The 14,784-nt window shown below is 73.7% G+C and carries 13 protein-coding genes; 2 read left to right on the top strand and 11 right to left on the bottom strand.

Annotation, left to right across the window (positions count from 1 at the left end):
* Window positions 1-12 precede the first annotated feature (12 nt).
* Together ACH4B3_RS08875 and ACH4B3_RS08870 are read right to left on the bottom strand one after the other, a co-directional pair.
* On the bottom strand, window positions 13-270 hold the full coding sequence (locus ACH4B3_RS08875; RefSeq protein WP_398462054.1) for a DUF397 domain-containing protein: 258 nt from the start codon (window positions 268-270) through the stop codon (window positions 13-15).
* Between the two features lie 3 nt (window positions 271-273).
* Window positions 274-1,140: a helix-turn-helix domain-containing protein gene (locus tag ACH4B3_RS08870; RefSeq protein ID WP_398462053.1), complete on the bottom strand. Its 867-nt coding sequence runs from the start codon at window positions 1,138-1,140 to the stop codon at window positions 274-276.
* Window positions 1,141-1,277: 137 nt separating this feature from the next.
* Between ACH4B3_RS08870 and ACH4B3_RS08865 the strand changes: the two genes are divergently transcribed.
* Complete coding sequence (locus ACH4B3_RS08865) at window positions 1,278-1,715, top strand: ATP-binding protein (protein WP_398462052.1); 438 nt, start codon at window positions 1,278-1,280, stop codon at window positions 1,713-1,715.
* Window positions 1,716-1,824: 109 nt separating this feature from the next.
* On the opposite strand, the gene ACH4B3_RS08860 is transcribed toward ACH4B3_RS08865, so the two are convergent.
* On the bottom strand, window positions 1,825-2,703 hold the full coding sequence (locus ACH4B3_RS08860) for an SGNH/GDSL hydrolase family protein (RefSeq protein ID WP_398462051.1): 879 nt from the start codon (window positions 2,701-2,703) through the stop codon (window positions 1,825-1,827).
* A gap of 375 nt (window positions 2,704-3,078) precedes the next feature.
* Between ACH4B3_RS08860 and ACH4B3_RS08855 the strand changes: the two genes are divergently transcribed.
* Window positions 3,079-3,849, top strand: a complete 771-nt coding sequence (locus ACH4B3_RS08855; protein ID WP_398462333.1) for a tyrosine-protein phosphatase — start codon at window positions 3,079-3,081, stop codon at window positions 3,847-3,849.
* Between the two features lie 120 nt (window positions 3,850-3,969).
* Here the strand turns inward: ACH4B3_RS08855 and ACH4B3_RS08850 are convergent, their stop codons facing one another.
* The 8 genes from ACH4B3_RS08850 to hpnD all read right to left on the bottom strand — a co-directional run bounded on the left by ACH4B3_RS08850 (window position 3,970) and on the right by hpnD (window position 14,762).
* Window positions 3,970-5,391, bottom strand: a complete 1,422-nt coding sequence (locus ACH4B3_RS08850) for an aspartate aminotransferase family protein (protein WP_398462050.1) — start codon at window positions 5,389-5,391, stop codon at window positions 3,970-3,972.
* Window positions 5,388-7,292, bottom strand: a complete 1,905-nt coding sequence (dxs, locus tag ACH4B3_RS08845) for a 1-deoxy-D-xylulose-5-phosphate synthase (RefSeq protein ID WP_398462049.1) — start codon at window positions 7,290-7,292, stop codon at window positions 5,388-5,390. Before dxs ends, ACH4B3_RS08850 begins: the two co-directional genes overlap by 4 nt.
* A 31-nt stretch (window positions 7,293-7,323) precedes the next feature.
* Window positions 7,324-8,349, bottom strand: a complete 1,026-nt coding sequence (hpnH, locus tag ACH4B3_RS08840; protein WP_398462048.1) for an adenosyl-hopene transferase HpnH — start codon at window positions 8,347-8,349, stop codon at window positions 7,324-7,326.
* Window positions 8,350-9,021 carry a 1-hydroxy-2-methyl-2-butenyl 4-diphosphate reductase gene (locus tag ACH4B3_RS08835; RefSeq protein WP_398462047.1) on the bottom strand — a complete coding sequence of 224 codons (672 nt, stop codon included), beginning with the start codon at window positions 9,019-9,021 and terminating at the stop codon, window positions 8,350-8,352.
* The gene (shc, locus tag ACH4B3_RS08830; RefSeq protein WP_398462046.1) at window positions 9,021-11,048 is read right to left on the bottom strand and encodes a squalene--hopene cyclase; all 2,028 of its coding nucleotides are present in this window, start codon (window positions 11,046-11,048) and stop codon (window positions 9,021-9,023) included. Before shc ends, ACH4B3_RS08835 begins: the two co-directional genes overlap by 1 nt.
* Window positions 11,049-11,175: 127 nt before the next feature.
* The gene (locus ACH4B3_RS08825) at window positions 11,176-12,273 is read right to left on the bottom strand and encodes a polyprenyl synthetase family protein (RefSeq protein ID WP_398462045.1); all 1,098 of its coding nucleotides are present in this window, start codon (window positions 12,271-12,273) and stop codon (window positions 11,176-11,178) included.
* A complete protein-coding gene (hpnE, locus tag ACH4B3_RS08820) occupies window positions 12,270-13,760 on the bottom strand; it encodes a hydroxysqualene dehydroxylase HpnE (RefSeq protein WP_398462044.1) in 1,491 nt (496 codons plus the stop codon). The genes ACH4B3_RS08825 and hpnE overlap by 4 nt, the downstream gene beginning before the upstream one ends.
* A 78-nt stretch (window positions 13,761-13,838) precedes the next feature.
* Window positions 13,839-14,762 (bottom strand): presqualene diphosphate synthase HpnD, encoded by a 924-nt coding sequence (hpnD, locus tag ACH4B3_RS08815; protein ID WP_398462332.1) that lies wholly within the window; start codon window positions 14,760-14,762, stop codon window positions 13,839-13,841.
* Window positions 14,763-14,784: the final 22 nt, after the last annotated feature.

Here is a 14,784-nt window from a genome sequence, read left to right as displayed (position 1 = left end):
CGTGGTCGGGCCCTAGGCGAGCAGGAAGTCCGCGTCGCCCGCCTTGGCGCCCTGGATGAAGCTTCTCATCTCATGGCGGCTGTAGATGAGAGCCGGGCCGTCCGGATCGGTCGACTGGCGCAGCGCCACCCGTCCGTCTCCCAGCTTCATGGCCTCGACGCAACTCCCCCCGTTGCCGCCGCTCCACGGCTTGTGCCAGCCTTCCGTGCCGAGATCTCTGGCCGGCATGCCGTTGTAGATCCGCTCGCGGTCCCCGTGTATGCGATCCATGGTTCAGATCTCCTTGCGAATGCCACCCAGAAGGGCCTGGGTGGTCTGTGCGGGCGCGGCCTGCGCGCACATCCGGTCCAGTGCCTCCAGGAACACGGACACGTCATCGCGCTGGTCGATGTACACCGAGCCCACCAGGCTTTCGCTGTACGCGATGTCCGGGAGTTCCGGGATGGGGAACCGGAAGATATGGAAGGGACCGTACATCGCCGGGTGCGGTCCGGCGGCGAACGGCATGACCTGGAGCCGCACGTTCGGGGCCGCCGACGTCTCGACGAGCCGGTCGATCTGCTCGCGCATGGTCTCCGCGCCGCCGATGGGCCGTCGCAGGACCGTTTCGTCCATCACCACCCAGAGCAGTGGCGCGTCCGGCCGGGTGAGCAGCGCCTGGCGCTCCATGCGCAGGGCGACCCCGCGCTCGATCTCCGCCTCCGAGGCGTGCGGCATCCCGGCGCGCAGTACGGCGCGGGCGTAGCTCTCGGTCTGCAGCAGACCGGGGACGTAGTGCGGTTCGTAGGCACGGATGATGCTGGCCGCGCCCTCCAGGCTGACGAAGGCGCTGAACCATTCCGGCAGCACGTCCCGGAACCGGTGCCACCAGCCGCGCTGGTTGGCCTCCCGGGCCAGGCCGAGGAAGCTGTCGATCTCGGAGGGTTCGGTGACCCCGTAGGTCGTCAGCAGTTTCTCGACGTACGGGATCTTCAGGCCGACCTCGGCCTTCTCCATCCGCCGGATCGTCGCGTGGGTGACGTCGAGGGCGGCACCGGCCTGTTCGAAGGACAGGCCCGCCTTCTCCCGGAGGTCCTGCAGCCGCTTGCCGAGCACGACGCGCAGGACGGTGGGAGCGCCGCCCGGCCGGATGTCCGCCACTACCGCTCCCCTCCAACTCCGCTGTGTCGTCCGCAGTCTGGCATGCGATCAGTCTCGGGAACAGTCTGTGCGATGTGATTCTGTAAATTACAGATTGCTCCTTGCCAGGAGTAAGCAACGGGGCGCATAGTGGCGACGTGGCTCCTTCCCATGAGGCTCTCCGGTCAGGGCACGGGGGCGGTTCCCTCGCCCAGTGCCTTCAGGACGCGTTCCACCTCCCGGCGTCGAGCACCGCCGTCGGAGAGGCCAGAAGGCTCGTCCTGGCACGGCTGCGGGAATGGGAAGTCGGCGAAGAGGTCCGGGACAACGCGGAGTTGGTGGTCTCGGAACTGTTCACCAACGCGGTCCGCCACACCACCAGCGCGCGGGTCCGCTGTGACCTGCGCATGGTGGGTGGGCGCCTGCGACTCGAGGTGGCCGACCAGGGCTGTGCCCGGTCGGTGCCGCGAGCCAGGACGCCCGGGGCCGACCAGGAAGGCGGTCGAGGGTTGATGCTGGTGGACGCTGTTTCGCACGCATGGGGGGTGCGTCCCCGCGACGGGGGCCTCGGCCGCACCGTATGGGCGTATCTGTGACGCCCTGGGACCGTGCCGCTCAGGCGGCGCGGGCCCGCACACAGGCCCGTGTCCGGACCAATCACGGGGTGGTCCGGGCACGGGCCTGTCCGTGCGCTCCGCCGGACGGCTACCGCAGCGGCAGCAGGTCCGGCCGCTTGGGCTCGACGTGGTCGCCGGAGGACGCGCCCCGCAGCCGGCGGCCGATCCACGGCACCAGGTGCTCCCGCGCCCAGTGGAGGTTGTCACGGCGCACCTCGGCGGCGGTCCGCACGCCCTCCGACGGCCACGGCTGATCGGGGTCGGCGGGCACCTCCAGACCGAGCACCTGGGCGGCGCGCAGCGCGACCCGGGTGTGTCCGTCCGGCGACAGATGCAGCCGGTCCTCGCTCCAGGCGCGCCGGTCCTGCACCGAACGGAGCGACCACAGGTCCAGCACCGGGCAGTTGTGCCGGTCGGCGATGGCGCGTACGTGCGCCGTGTAGGTGGCGATCTTGCCGCGCAGGTGGCGCAGCACCGGAACGCCCCGGGTGTCGAAGCCGGTGCACACCAGCACGGTGCCCACCACGCCGGTGAGGTCGGCCACCGCCGCCTCGTACCGCTCGGCGATCGCGTCGGGGTCGCTGCCGGGACGCAGGATGTCGTTGCCGCCCGCACAGAAGCTCACCAGATCGGGGGCGAGCTCCTTTGCGCGCGGCACCTGCTCCGCCACGATCTGGTCGAGGAGGCGTCCGCGCACGGCGAGGTTGGCGTAGCGGAACTCGGCGGCGGCCGGCCCGGTGGGCGGCGCACCGCCGGGATCGTCGCCGAACCGGGCGGAGTCGGAGGGGTACGGGGTCGCGGGATCGGAAGCCGGCCGCCGGTCCGACAGGAGTACGGCGAGCCGGTCCGCCCAGCCGAGGAATCGGCCGTCGGGCCCGGGGTCGCCGACGCCTTCGGTGAAGCTGTCCCCGACGGCTGCGTACGACCCGATCGTGTCTTCGTTCAAGCTCTTCGAATCGTCTGCCACGTCGGCACATCATCCTCTCCGGGAAGTGACTTACGCCACCGTAACCGGGGGTTGACGAGGGGTGATCTATCCCACCTGCCGGATTTCACCGAACCGGAATACGGCAGCGGTCCCCTGGCGGCGGACCGGCGCGACCGCCGGCCGCCGCGCCCCGCGCGGCGCCCGGCGCGCCGGAGCACACCCCCCGTCGCCCCCCGGTGGTTCCCCACGTCCGCCACCCTCACCTGCGGCTCCCGGTGCCGTATGGTCGTGACAGCCGTGCCCGTCGCCGGCTGCGGCCGGCGCGCGCGCCCGACCCCGACGCCCCACCCCGACGAGCGACCTCGAGGAGCGCCCGTGACGCAGCAGATACCGCAGGTCCCGTCGGCCGAGCCCATGCTGACCGGGGTCCGGAACTTCCGGGACGTGGGCGGGCTGCCCACCGCCGACGGGCGCCGGGTGCGGCCGGGCGTGCTCTTCCGCAGCGGCCACCTGGCGCACGCCACCCCGGAGGACGCGGCCTTCCTGGACACCCTCGGTCTGCACACCGTCTTCGACTTCCGCAACGCCGCCGACATCAGGCTCGAGGGCCCGGACGTGACGCTGACCGGGGTGCGCAACCTCAACCTGCCGCTCAGCGACCCGGCGGACGGCGCGGGCTTCTGGACCATGGTCCGCGAGGGCGACCTGCCCACCCTGCGAAGCCTGCTGGACGAAGGGCGGGCGGCGAACCGGATGATCGCCTCCTACCGGGAGATCATCCGCGGCCGGACCGCCGAGCACGCCCGGCTGCTCACCGAGATCGCCGACGACAGCCACCCGGCGCTGCTGCACTGCTCCGCGGGGAAGGACCGGGCGGGGCTGTCCATCGCGGTCATCCTGATCGCCCTCGGGGTGGAGCCGGAGGCCATCGAGGCGGACTACCTGGAGTCCGCCGCGGCCCACCGCCGCTACAAGGTGTGGCGCAAGTCCACCTCCGCCGAGGCCATGTCGCCCGAGGTGATGGCGCTGCTCAGCCCGCTGTTCGACGCCCGGGCCGAGTACCTCGCCGCGGCCTACGCGGCGATCGAGGAGTTCTGGGGCGGCACCGAGAACTACCTCTCCCGCGGACTCGGCGTGGACGCGGCGCACCGCGAACGGCTGCGGGAGCGGCTGCTCACCGACTGACCCGCCGGACCCCGGCCCGCCCGGAGCGGAGCCCCGCCCGGGCCCGGGGTCCCCGACCGCCCCGGGCCCGGCGGGCCGTCGTCGCGGACCGCCGGGCGCGGGACCGGGCGCGCCGGCCGGTCAGCGGCCCGCCACCGCCTGCTTCATCAGGGTGCGGCCGAACTCCCAGATCAGACCGCTGCCCGAGTGCGCGTCGTCCATCACGGAGGTGAACGCGCCGACGAACCGGTCCACCTCGCGTTCCCCGATGATCAGCGGCGGGATCAGCTTGATGACCTCCAGGTGGTCACCGGAGACCTGAGTGAGGATCCGGTGGCGCTGCAGCAGCGGTGCCACCACCATCTGCGCGAACAGCCCCTTCCGCGCGGTCTGCAGCATCGTCCAGCGGCCGCGCAGCTTCAGCGAGGAGGGCCGGCCGAACTCGATGCCGATCATCAGGCCGCGGCCGCGCACCTCGTGCAGCAGCTCGTAGCGGGGCACCAGAGCGGCGAGGCGGCCGCGCAGCAGCTCACCGGTGTGCCGGGCGTTGACGACGATCTGCTCGTCCTCCATCACCGCGAGCACGGCGAGTCCGGCGGCCATCGCCTGGGCGTTGGAGCCGAAGCTGGCGGAGTGCACCAGCACCCGGTCCATCGAGGAGTACACCTTCTTGAAGATCCACTCCTTGCCGAGGGTGGCGCCGACCGGGACGTAGCCCCCGGAGAGCGCCTTGGCGAGGCAGACCAGGTCCGGTTCGACACCGTCCTCGTGCTGGTAGGCGAAGAAGGCACCGGTACGGCCCATACCGGTCTGCACCTCGTCGGCGATGAGCAGCGCCTTGTGCCGGTGCAGCAGTTCCTGCGCGGCGTGCAGGAAGCCCCGCGGCGGGGTGTGCACCCCCTTGCCCTGCACCGGCTCGACGACGAACGCCGCCACGTCGCCGCGCCGCAGCTCGCGCTCGAGCGCGTCCAGGTCGCCCAGCTCGATCGCCGTGTCCGGCAGCAGCGGGGCGAAGCCCTCGCGGAATCCGTCCTCGCCGTTGACCGACAGGGAACCGGTGGTGAGCCCGTGGAAGGCGTGCGAGCAGTACAGCACCCGCGGCCGGCCGGTCGCGCAGCGGGCGAACTTCAGCGCGGTCTCCACCGCCTCGGTGCCGCTGTTCCCGAAGAACACCCGGTCCAGGTGCGGGGCGTGGCGCAGCAGCCGCTCGGCGAGCAGGCCGGGCAGCGGCGGGCAGTCGAAGCGGGTGAGGTCCGGGAGCGAGGCGTCCAGGACGTCGTGCAAGGCCTGCCGTACCACCGGGTGGTGGCGGCCCAGGCCCATGACGCCGAACCCGGCGAGCATGTCGAGGTACTCCTGGCCGTCGGTGTCCCAGAAGTAGGCGCCCTCGGCCCGCTCGTAGACCTTGTCGAAGCCGATGGTGCGCAGCATGCGGGGCAGTTGGTGGTTGAGGTGGCGGGCGTGCAGCTCGTACCGTTCAGCGCCGCGCTCGGCGAGCAGCCTGCCGAGGTCGAAGGCGGTCCGCTGGTGCCGTCCGGGCCCGGACGGTGCGGTGGAGGTCATGTGCCGTTCTCCTTGCCGGCCAGGGCGGCGCCGATCCGGCCGGCCACCCCCTCGGGGGTCAGTCCGGCGTCGGCGAGCAGCTCGGCACGCCGGGCCTGGTCCAGGAACCGCTCGGGGAGGCCGAAGGTCCGTATCGGCTGGTCGACCCCGGCGTCCCGCAGCGCCTGGGCGACGGCCGCGCCGACGCCGGCGCTGCGGACGTTGTCCTCGACGACCGCCACCAGCCGGTACTCGGCGGCCAGCGCGGGCAGGGCGGGGTCGACCGGTTTCACCCACCGCGGGTCGACGACGGTGGCCTCGACGCCGCGTTCGGCCAGCAGCCCGGCGGCGCCCAGCGCGACCCCGGCCATCACCCCGACCGCCACGATCAGCACCTCGCCGGCCGGGGCGGAGGCGTCGCTGCCGCGGCCCGCTCGCAGCACGTCCAGACCGCCGATCCGGGCCGCGGCCGGGAGCGGCTCGCCCACCGTGTCCTTGGGGAAGCGCACCACGGTGGGGCCGTCGCCGACCGCGACGGCCTCCCGCAGCTGGGCGCGCAGCTGGTCGGCGTCGCGCGGCGCGGCGATCCGCAGCCCGGGCACCACCTGCAGGACGGACAGGTCCCACATGCCGTTGTGGCTGGGGCCGTCGGTTCCGGTGACGCCCGCCCGGTCCAGCACGAAGGTCACCGGGCAGCGGTGCAGGGCGACGTCCATGAGCAGCTGGTCGAAGGCGCGGTTGAGGAAGGTGGCGTAGACGGCGACGACCGGGTGCAGGCCGGCGGTGGCCAGGCCGGCCGCGGAGACCGCGGCGTGCTGCTCGGCGATGCCCACGTCCCACACCCGGTCGGGGAACTTCTCGGCGAACCCGCCGAGCCCCACCGGCTGGAGCATCGCCGCGGTGACCGCCACCACGTCCGGCCGCTCGTCGCCGATGCGGACCATCTCGTCGCCGAAGACCGAGGTCCAGGACTGGCCGCCGGGGGGCAGCAGCGGCTCGCCGGTGACCGGGTCCATCGCGCCGACGGCGTGGAACCGGTCCGCCTCGTCCTCCAGGGCGGGCCGGTAGCCGCGGCCCTTGTCGGTGATGCAGTGGACGAGCACCGGCCCGTGGAACTGCTTGGCGCGGCGCAGCGCCGACTCCACGGCCGCGATGTCATGGCCGTCGACCGGCCCGAGGTACTTCAGCCCCAGGTCCTCGAAGAGGCCCTGGGGGGCGAAGGCGTCCTTGAACCCCTTCTTCGCGCCGTGCAGCGATCCGTACAGCGGTCCGCCGACCACGGGGGTGCGCCGGAGCACGTCCCTGCCCCAGGCCAGCACCCGTTCGTAGCCGTCGGTGGCGCGCAGCGCGGCGAGGTGGTCGGCGAGCCCGCCGATGGTGGGGGCGTAGGACCGCTCGTTGTCGTTGACCACGATGATCAGCGGGCGGTCGCGGGCGGCGGCGATGTTGTTCAGCGCCTCCCAGGCCATGCCGCCGGTCAGCGCGCCGTCCCCGATGACCGCGACCACATGGCGGTCGGTGCGGCCGAGCAGCTCGTCGGCCTTGGCGAGGCCGTCCGCCCAGCCCAGCACGGTGGAGGCGTGGCTGTTCTCGATGACATCGTGCGCGGACTCGGCGCGCGAGGGGTAGCCGGACAGTCCGCCCCGGGACCGCAGCCCGGAGAAGTCCTGCCGGCCGGTGAGCAGCTTGTGGACGTAGGACTGGTGGCCGGTGTCCCACAGGACGCGGTCGACGGGTGACTCGAAGACCCGGTGCAGGGCGATGGTCAGCTCGACGACCCCGAGGTTGGGGCCGAGGTGCCCGCCGGTCCTGGACACCGCGTGGACGAGGAACGCGCGGATCTCCTCGGCGAGCGGGACGAGTCGGTCCTCGGGCAGGGCCCGCAGGTCGTGCGGGCCCCGGATGTGCTCCAGCAGTGACATGATCGGCCCCCTGGTGTCGACGCGGCGCGGCTCAGCCGTTGTTGCCGCTGATGGTTTCGCGGGCGGCCCGCAGCGACTCCTTGAGCGAGCCCATGGTGGCCAGCACCGCGGTCGGTTCGTAGCCGCAGTGCGCCATGCAGTTGTCGCAGCGCGGGTCCTTGCCGCGCCCGTACTTGTCCCAGTCGGTCTCCTCCACGAGCTGGCGGTAGGTGGGGACGTAGCCGTCGGCCATCAGGTAGCAGGGCCGCTGCCAGCCGAAGAGCGAGTAGTTCGGGATGCCCCAGGCGGTGCACGGGAAGTCGGTCCGGCCCTCCAGGAAGTCCAGGAACAGCGGGCTGTGGTTGAGCCGCCAGCGCCGCCGGTTGCCGCCCGCGAAGGAGGTGCGGAACAGCTCCCGGGTCTGCTCCACCCCGAGGAAGTGGTCCTGGTCGGGGGCCTTCTCGTAGGCGTAGGCGGGCGAGATCATCATCTCGTCCACCTTCAGCTCGTCGTTGAGGAAGTCGAGTACCTCGATCACCGTCTGCGGGGTGTCGGTGTTGAAGAAGGTGGAGTTGGTGGTGACCCGGAAGCCGCGCCGCTTGGCCTCCTTGATGGCCGCCACCGCCTCGTCGAAGACCCCCTCCTTCGCCACCGACTCGTCGTGCCGCTCGCGCAGCCCGTCGATGTGCACGGCGAACGCGAAGTACGGGGAGGGGGTGAACTGGTCCATCTTCTTGCGCAGCAGCATCGCGTTGGTGCAGAGGAAGACGTAGCGCCGCCGCGCCACCAGCTGGCGCACGATCTCGTCGATCTGCGGGTGCATCAGCGGTTCGCCGCCGGCGATGGAGACCATCGGCGCCCCGCACTCCAGCACCGCGCCGACCGCCTGGGCCACCGGCATGCGCTGCTTGAGCACACCCGCCGGATGCTGGATCTTCCCGCAGCCCTCGCACTTGAGGTTGCAGGCGTAGAGCGGTTCCAGCTCCACGATCAGCGGGAACTTGGCGCGCCGACGGATCACCTTCTGGTCGAAGAGATACGTCGCGACCCTGATGGACTGACGGAGCGGCATGGCCATCTAGCTCACCTCCTGGGGAGCGGCTTCAGAACGGTGCCATTCGAAAAAGGCCGGGAGCACTGCGCGCAGCACACGGAAAGCCGATATTCCACCGCGGAGCGTGCCGATCCGGACGAGTTCGTGTTCGGGAGCGTCCACGACCACCCGGACGGCCGCAACCGGACGGGGGCCCGCGGCCGCCGCGGCGCGCAGCGTCGCGGCGGACTCCATGTCCACCGCGATCGCGCCGGTGGCCCGCAGCTCGGCCCGCTCGGCGCCGCGCACCACATGGCCGGAGCCGGCCACCGGCCCGGTGTGGATGGCGCGCCGGGGGTGGCCGCGCACCAGCTCGGCGAGGGCGGCGGTGAGCACCGCGCCGCCGGTGCAGCGGGTGCTGCCGTGGCCGTCGCGGGTCTCGTCGGCGACCACCAGGTCGCCCGGGTGCATCCCCCGGGCCAGACCGGCGCAGAACCCGGTGGCGATGACGGCGGTGGCCGGACCGGCCGGGCCGCCGGCCAGGGCCCGGGCCACCGCCCGCTCGGCGGCCTGCGGCCCCATGCCGGTGCGCAGCACGGTGACCGGCACGGACGGCGCGGCACGGCCGCCGCCGCGCAGGGCGAGCCGTTCGATGCCGAGCGCACAGGCGATCAGCAGCGGTGCGGCACCGCTCCGCGGGGCGGGGTCCGCGGGCATCAGGATCTCCGGGGCCGGACCGGGCCCGGTTCGCCGTGTACGTAGCGGCCGAGTGCGGTGACCGGGAAGACCTGGCGGTACAGGTGGTAGTTGATGGAGAAGTCCCAGGGGAAGCCGGTGCCGGTGAAGTACGGCTCGTCCCAGGTGCCGTCGGCGGTCTGGGTCTCGGCGAGCCAGGTCACGCCCCGCTCCACGGCCTTGCTGTCCCGCTCCCCGGCCGCCAGCAGGGCCAGCAGGGCCCAGGCGGTCTGGGAGGCGGTGGAGGCGCCGCGGCCGCGCCAGCCGGCCGGCTCGGGGTACGACCGCTGGTCCTCGCCCCAGCCCCCGTCGTGGTTCTGCACCCGCTCCAGCCAGCCGACGGCGCGCCGGACGGCCGGGTGGCCGGCGGGGATCCCGGCCGCGACCAGTGCGGGGACGACGGACCCGGTGCCGTAGACGTAGTTGGTGCCCCAGCGCCCGAACCAGGAACCGTCGCTCTCCTGTTCGGCCAGCAGCCAGCCGACGCCCCGCCGGGTGCGCGGGTCCCGGGCCAGGCCCTCCCAGGCGAGCATCTCCACCACATGGGCGGTCACGTCCGCCGACGGCGGGTCGATGACCTCGCCGAAGTCGCAGAACGGCAGGCGGTTGGGGAACGGGCTGGTGTTGTCCACGTCGAACGCGCCCCAGGCGCCGTTCCGCGACTGCATGCCGAGGTTCCAGCGGGTGGCGCGCCCGACGGCGCGGTCGACCCGGCCGGGGTCGGGGTGGCGGACCCGGCGCAGCGCCAGGACCACCTCGGCGGTGTCGTCGATGTCCGGGTAGTTGTCGTTGTGAAATTCGAACGCCCATCCGCCGGACGGCAGCCCGGGCCTGCGCACGGACCAGTCGCCGGGCCGGGTGATCTGTTCGTCCAGCATCCAGTCGGCGGCCCTGACCAGGGCCGGGTGGTCGGCGGGCAGCCCCGCGTCGGCGAGCGCGATGACCGCCAGACAGGTGTCCCAGACCGGGGACTGACAGGCTTCGACCATACGGACCTCTCCCGCGGACTCGCTCCGCGGCGCCTCCCCCGCCCGCCGCCCCCCACCGCTCTCGACGGGGTCGCCCGGCACGCCGGGGCCGGCGGTGGGCTCCTCGCGCCACACCGCGAAGCGGTCCAGCGACTCCAGCCCGGCGCGGAGCACCGGGTGGCCCAGGTCGTAGCCCATCAGGTGCAGGGCGATGATCGAGTACACCGCCGGCGGCTGGATGCCGCCCCAGCAGCCGTCGTTCTCCTGGCGCTCGATGATCCACCGGCTGGCGGAGCGCAGCGCGGCCCGGCGCAGCGGGCGGATGGCGACCTTGTGGTAGGCGTGCAGGGCGCGGTCCAGGCGCTGGAAGAGGGCGTCCCAGCCGGTGGCGGGGGCGCCGGCGCGGGGAGCGGCCGCGGCACGGAGTTCGTCGAGCGGGAAGGGCGCGGGCCGCACCGGCCGCTTCGCGGAGACGATCGTCAGCGGCACGATGGTCTGCCGCGCCCAGCAGCCGAAGTCGTAGATGTTGAGCGGGACCCAGGTGGGCAGGTAGATCAGCTCGGGGGGCAGTTCGGGCAGGTCCTCCCAGCGCCACCAGCCGAAGAGCGCCAGCCAGATGCGGGTGAAGACCCGGGCCCGGGCGATGCCGCCGTGCTCCCGGACCCAGGCGGAGGCGGCGGCCATGTGGGGCGCCTCGGGCGGGTCGCCGGCCAGCCGGAGGGCCACGTACGCCTCGATGGTGGCGGAGAGTTCCCCGGGGCCGTCGTGGTAGGTGGGCCAGGCGCCGTCCGCGGCCTGCCGGGAGCGGATGTGGCGGGCGGCGGCCGCCAGGACGCGGCTGTCCGGGATGCCCAGGAACTCGCGGAGCATCAGGTCCTCGGCGTCCATGGTGACGTTGGTCTCCAGGTCGCCCTTCCACCATCCGGCCGGGTCCTGGAGGGCCAGCAGGTGCGCCACCGCGCGGTCCGCGGCTGCTCTCGCCGCGGACAGCGCCGCGGGCTCGGACGGTGTCTCGGAGGGTTCGACGGTGGTCGCTGTCATGGCTTCCCCTTGCAGGTGCGATCTGCTTGTGATGGGGCTTCCGTCGGCCGGTACCCGGGCCCGGGGGTCCGGGCCGGGTGGCGCGGGTACCGGCCGGCGACTGCGAGCTATATGCGGTGTGCGGTGATCATCTCTGCCGTACCACGACGAAGTCGGCGAGCGCGGTCAGCTCCGCCCGGACCCGCTCGGGCAGGTCCACGTCGGACAGGGCGGCGACGGCGGTCGCGTGCTGCCGGCGGGCCTCCTCGGAGGTCCAGTCGCGTCCGCCCGCCTGCTCGATCAGCGCGGCCCGGGCGGCGAACTCGGCCTCGTCGAAGTCCATGAACTCCGCGTCGGTCTTCTTGGCGTCGGCGGCGAGCAGGTCGGCCAGTTTCCGGGCGGCCGGGCCGTCGTCCGCCAGGGCGGCGACCACCGGCAGCGACTTCTTGCGCTGCCGCAGGTCGCTCCAGGCCTGCTTGCCGGTGGCGACCGGGTCGCCCCAGATGCCGAGCAGGTCGTCGACGGCCTGGAAGGCCAGGCCGAGGTGGTGGCCGTAGCGCTCCAGGGTGTCGGCGGTGCGGTCGTCGGCGCCGCCGAGCACCGCGCCGATGGAGGCGGCGCAGGCCAGCAGCGCGCCGGTCTTGTTCCCCTCCATCTCCAGGCACTCCGCCACCGAGACGCGCTCGCGGTGCTCGTAGGCGATGTCCTGCGCCTGGCCGTCGATGAGCCGGAGGGTGGCGGCGGTGAGCCGCCGGGTGGCCCGGCCGGCCTCCACGGTGCCCAGTTCCAGCAGTATCTCGCCGGCCAGGGCGAACAGCGCGTCACCCACCAGGATGGCCTGGGCCGGTCCGTGCACCTTCCACACGGTGTCCCGGTGGCGGCGCTGCTCGTCACCGTCCATCAGGTCGTCGTGGAGCAGGGAGAAGTTGTGGACCAGTTCCACGGCGACCGCGCCGGGGATACCGGTCCCGGCCGGGGCGCCCGCGCCTTCCGCGGAGATCAGCGCGAGCGCGGGACGGATCGCCTTTCCGCTGTCGGCCGCGGTGGGGCGGCCTTCGGCGTCGATCCATCCGAAGTGGTAGGCGGCGACGGCGTCCATGGGCGGCGCCAGCCGGGCCACGGCGGCGCGCAACACCGGCGTGGTAAGGGTGCGTCCGCGCTCCAGCAGCGCCGCGACGCCCGCGGTGTCGACGGCCGGGGTCACCGGGGTCACAGGCTCTCCTCTGTTCTCTGCGATGGTGCTCATACCGCCTCCTGGGCGTTCCGCCCGCCGGAGGCGGACGGCGGGTTCCGGTGCCGGCGGCCGAGGCCGGAGAGCACACCGTCCGCGGCGGTGAGACCGCTGCGGACCGCGCTTTCCATGGTCGCCGGCCAGCCGGTGGCGGTCCACGCACCGGCCAGGTGGAGGCCGGGCGCGTTGGTGGCGGCGTGTGGCCTGAGCCGGCCCACGCCGGGAGTGGGGGCGAACGTCGCGGTGCGTTCGCGGGTGACGAAGAAGTCGCGCACGGCGGCGTCCCGGGCGGCCGGCAGCAGCCGCGCCAGCTCGGGCAGGTACCGGCTCCGCAGTTCGCCCACCGAGCGGTCGATGTCGTCGTGCGCGGCGGACTGGGACACCGCCAGGTACTGGCCGGCCGCGCCGTCCGGGTGGCGGTCGAGCCCGGAGGGGCGGGTGCGGTCGAAGACCCACTGGACGGGGCTGCCGATGGCCGTGAAGAAGGGGCGGTGGAGCACCTTCCGGTCGTAGACGACGTGCAGGTTGAGGATCGGCGCGGTGCCGATGCGCAGCAGCCGGCCGGGATCGTCCAGGGCGCCGTCGGGGAGCAGCCCGTGCGCCTCGCGCTGCGGCACGGCCAGCACCACGGCGTCGGCGTCCAGCCGGCCGGGGCCGTGCGGCCCGCTCTCGGTGGCGACGCTCCAGCGGCCCTCGGTGCGGGTGAGTCCGGCGGCCCGGGTGCGCAGCTCGGTGCGGACCCCGGCGCGGTCCAGGGCGGCGCGGGCCAGCGTGTGGTGGAGCTCGCCGAGCGGGACGCGGGCCCAGCCGATGTCGGCGGCGCCGGGGGCGGTGAGCAGCCCGGTGCGGAAGACCATGGCGGCCAGCCCGAGGGAGGCGTGCTCGGCGGTGGCGTTGAGGGTGGCGACGCCGACCAGGTCCCACAGTGCCTCGATCGCGCGCGGCGACTGGCCGTGGCGGCGCAGCCAGCCGGCGAAGTCCACGTCGTCCAGCGCGGGGTCGGTCGGGTCCAGGGCGCGCAGCGCGAGGGCGGCGCGCCCGGCGGCGGCGCGTTCGACCGGTGACAGGTGCCGGTAGCGGGCGAGGCTGGCGGCCAGGTGCAGCGGCACCGGCAGCGCGTTGCGCCGGATGCGGGACAGCCGCGGCCCGGCGGGGTGCCCGGCGTCGAGCACCGGTACGTCCAACGCGCGCTGCACGGGGGCGAGTCGGGTGCCGCCGACCCGGTCCAGGAACCACTGGTAGGCGGTGCAGCAGCGCAGGTGGACGTGTTGTCCGTTGTCGACGGTCAGGTCGCCGGCCGGGGAGGGGCGCCGGAAGGAGAAGGCCAGGCCGCCCAGCCGGGGCCTGCCCTCCAGCAGGGTGACGCGGACGCCCGCGTCGGCGAGGGCGAGGGCGGCGGCGGTGCCGGCCAGCCCCCCGCCGACGACCACGGCGTCCGCCGTGCCGGGGGGACCGGCCGGCCGGGTGCCGCGCCGGTCGGGGCGGGTGGTGTCCGCCGTCATGAGCTCACCTCCTCGGGCGCGGTCCGGGCCGGGTGGCGGGGGTGCCGGCCGCGTACCGCAGGACCATGTATGCCCGGATCATCGCCGCTGTCCCCTCGGGTTGCGCCGGGCGACGCTCCGGGCGTCCGCTCCGATCAGCCCGCGCGCCGCGACGTACGCCTTCTCGTGGCCCGGCAGGGACACCCGGCCGCGGAGCACGGCGGCCGGATCGCGGGCGATGCGCTCCAGCAGTCTGCGATAGATACCGGCCATGGCCGCCACACAGGCCCCGCTGCGCCGGTCGAGCATCGGCAGCAACTTGAATCCCTCGGTGAACAGGGCCTTCGCCCGGCCCACCTCGAACTGCACCAGCCCCGGGAAGTCGGCGCCGGGCGGGGTGACGGCGTCGTGGAAGAGCGGCGGGCAGCCGAATTTCGCCAGGTCCTCGGCGGGCAGATAGGTGCGCCCGTTGCGGGAGTCCTCCCGAACGTCCCTGAGAATGTTGGTGAGTTGGAGGGCCAGTCCGAGGGTATCGGCGTACTCCGGGGCGCGTCCGGCGTCGTGTGCGCCCCTCGTGGTGCCGAAGACGCCGAGGGAGAGCCGCCCGATGGCGCCCGCCACGCACCGGCAGTAGGCCCGCAGGTCCGCCCAGGTCTCGTACCGCTGTCCGGCGACGTCCATGAGCACGCCGTCGATCAGCTCGTCGAGCCCGCCGAGCGGGATCGGGTAGCGGCGGGCGGCGTCCGCCAGCGCCACCGCCACCGGGTCGGTGTGGTCCTCGGCGACGGAGCCCTCGGCGATACGGCCGAGCAGCGCGCGGGTGTCGGCCAGCCGGGCGCGCTTGGCACCGACGGCCAGTTCGCCGTCGCCGATGTCGTCGACCCGGCGCGAGAAGGCGTACAGCGCCGACATGGCGTACCGCTTGCCGGTGGGCAGGAGTCTGATGCCGTACGCGAAGTTACGGGCCTGGTGGCCGGTGACGGCCTCGCAGTAACGGTACGCCGCGAGCACCGGCGGGGACATCCGCTCGGGTCCGTGCACGATT

This window comes from Streptomyces sp. NPDC018031, assembly GCF_044327625.1.
In the GTDB taxonomy this organism is placed as follows: Bacteria; Actinomycetota; Actinomycetes; order Streptomycetales; family Streptomycetaceae; genus Streptomyces.
The sequence above is the reverse complement of the archived record's forward strand: the minus strand, read 5'-3'. Positions and strand labels throughout refer to the sequence as shown.

What these genes read in the sequence shown, in the direction of transcription:
- ACH4B3_RS08875 (WP_398462054.1), bottom strand. Translation starts at nt 270, where the DNA reads ATGGATCGCATACACGGGGACCGCGAGCGGATCTACAACGGCATGCCG.
- ACH4B3_RS08855 (WP_398462333.1), top strand. Translation starts at nt 3,079, where the DNA reads ATGCTGACCGGGGTCCGGAACTTCCGGGACGTGGGCGGGCTGCCCACC.
- ACH4B3_RS08850 (WP_398462050.1), bottom strand. Translation starts at nt 5,391, where the DNA reads ATGACCTCCACCGCACCGTCCGGGCCCGGACGGCACCAGCGGACCGCC.
- dxs (WP_398462049.1), bottom strand. Translation starts at nt 7,292, where the DNA reads ATGTCACTGCTGGAGCACATCCGGGGCCCGCACGACCTGCGGGCCCTG.
- hpnH (WP_398462048.1), bottom strand. Translation starts at nt 8,349, where the DNA reads ATGGCCATGCCGCTCCGTCAGTCCATCAGGGTCGCGACGTATCTCTTC.
- ACH4B3_RS08835 (WP_398462047.1), bottom strand. Translation starts at nt 9,021, where the DNA reads ATGCCCGCGGACCCCGCCCCGCGGAGCGGTGCCGCACCGCTGCTGATC.
- shc (WP_398462046.1), bottom strand. Translation starts at nt 11,048, where the DNA reads ATGACAGCGACCACCGTCGAACCCTCCGAGACACCGTCCGAGCCCGCG.
- ACH4B3_RS08825 (WP_398462045.1), bottom strand. Translation starts at nt 12,273, where the DNA reads ATGAGCACCATCGCAGAGAACAGAGGAGAGCCTGTGACCCCGGTGACC.
- hpnE (WP_398462044.1), bottom strand. Translation starts at nt 13,760, where the DNA reads ATGACGGCGGACACCACCCGCCCCGACCGGCGCGGCACCCGGCCGGCC.
- hpnD (WP_398462332.1), bottom strand. Translation starts at nt 14,762, where the DNA reads ATGTCCCCGCCGGTGCTCGCGGCGTACCGTTACTGCGAGGCCGTCACC.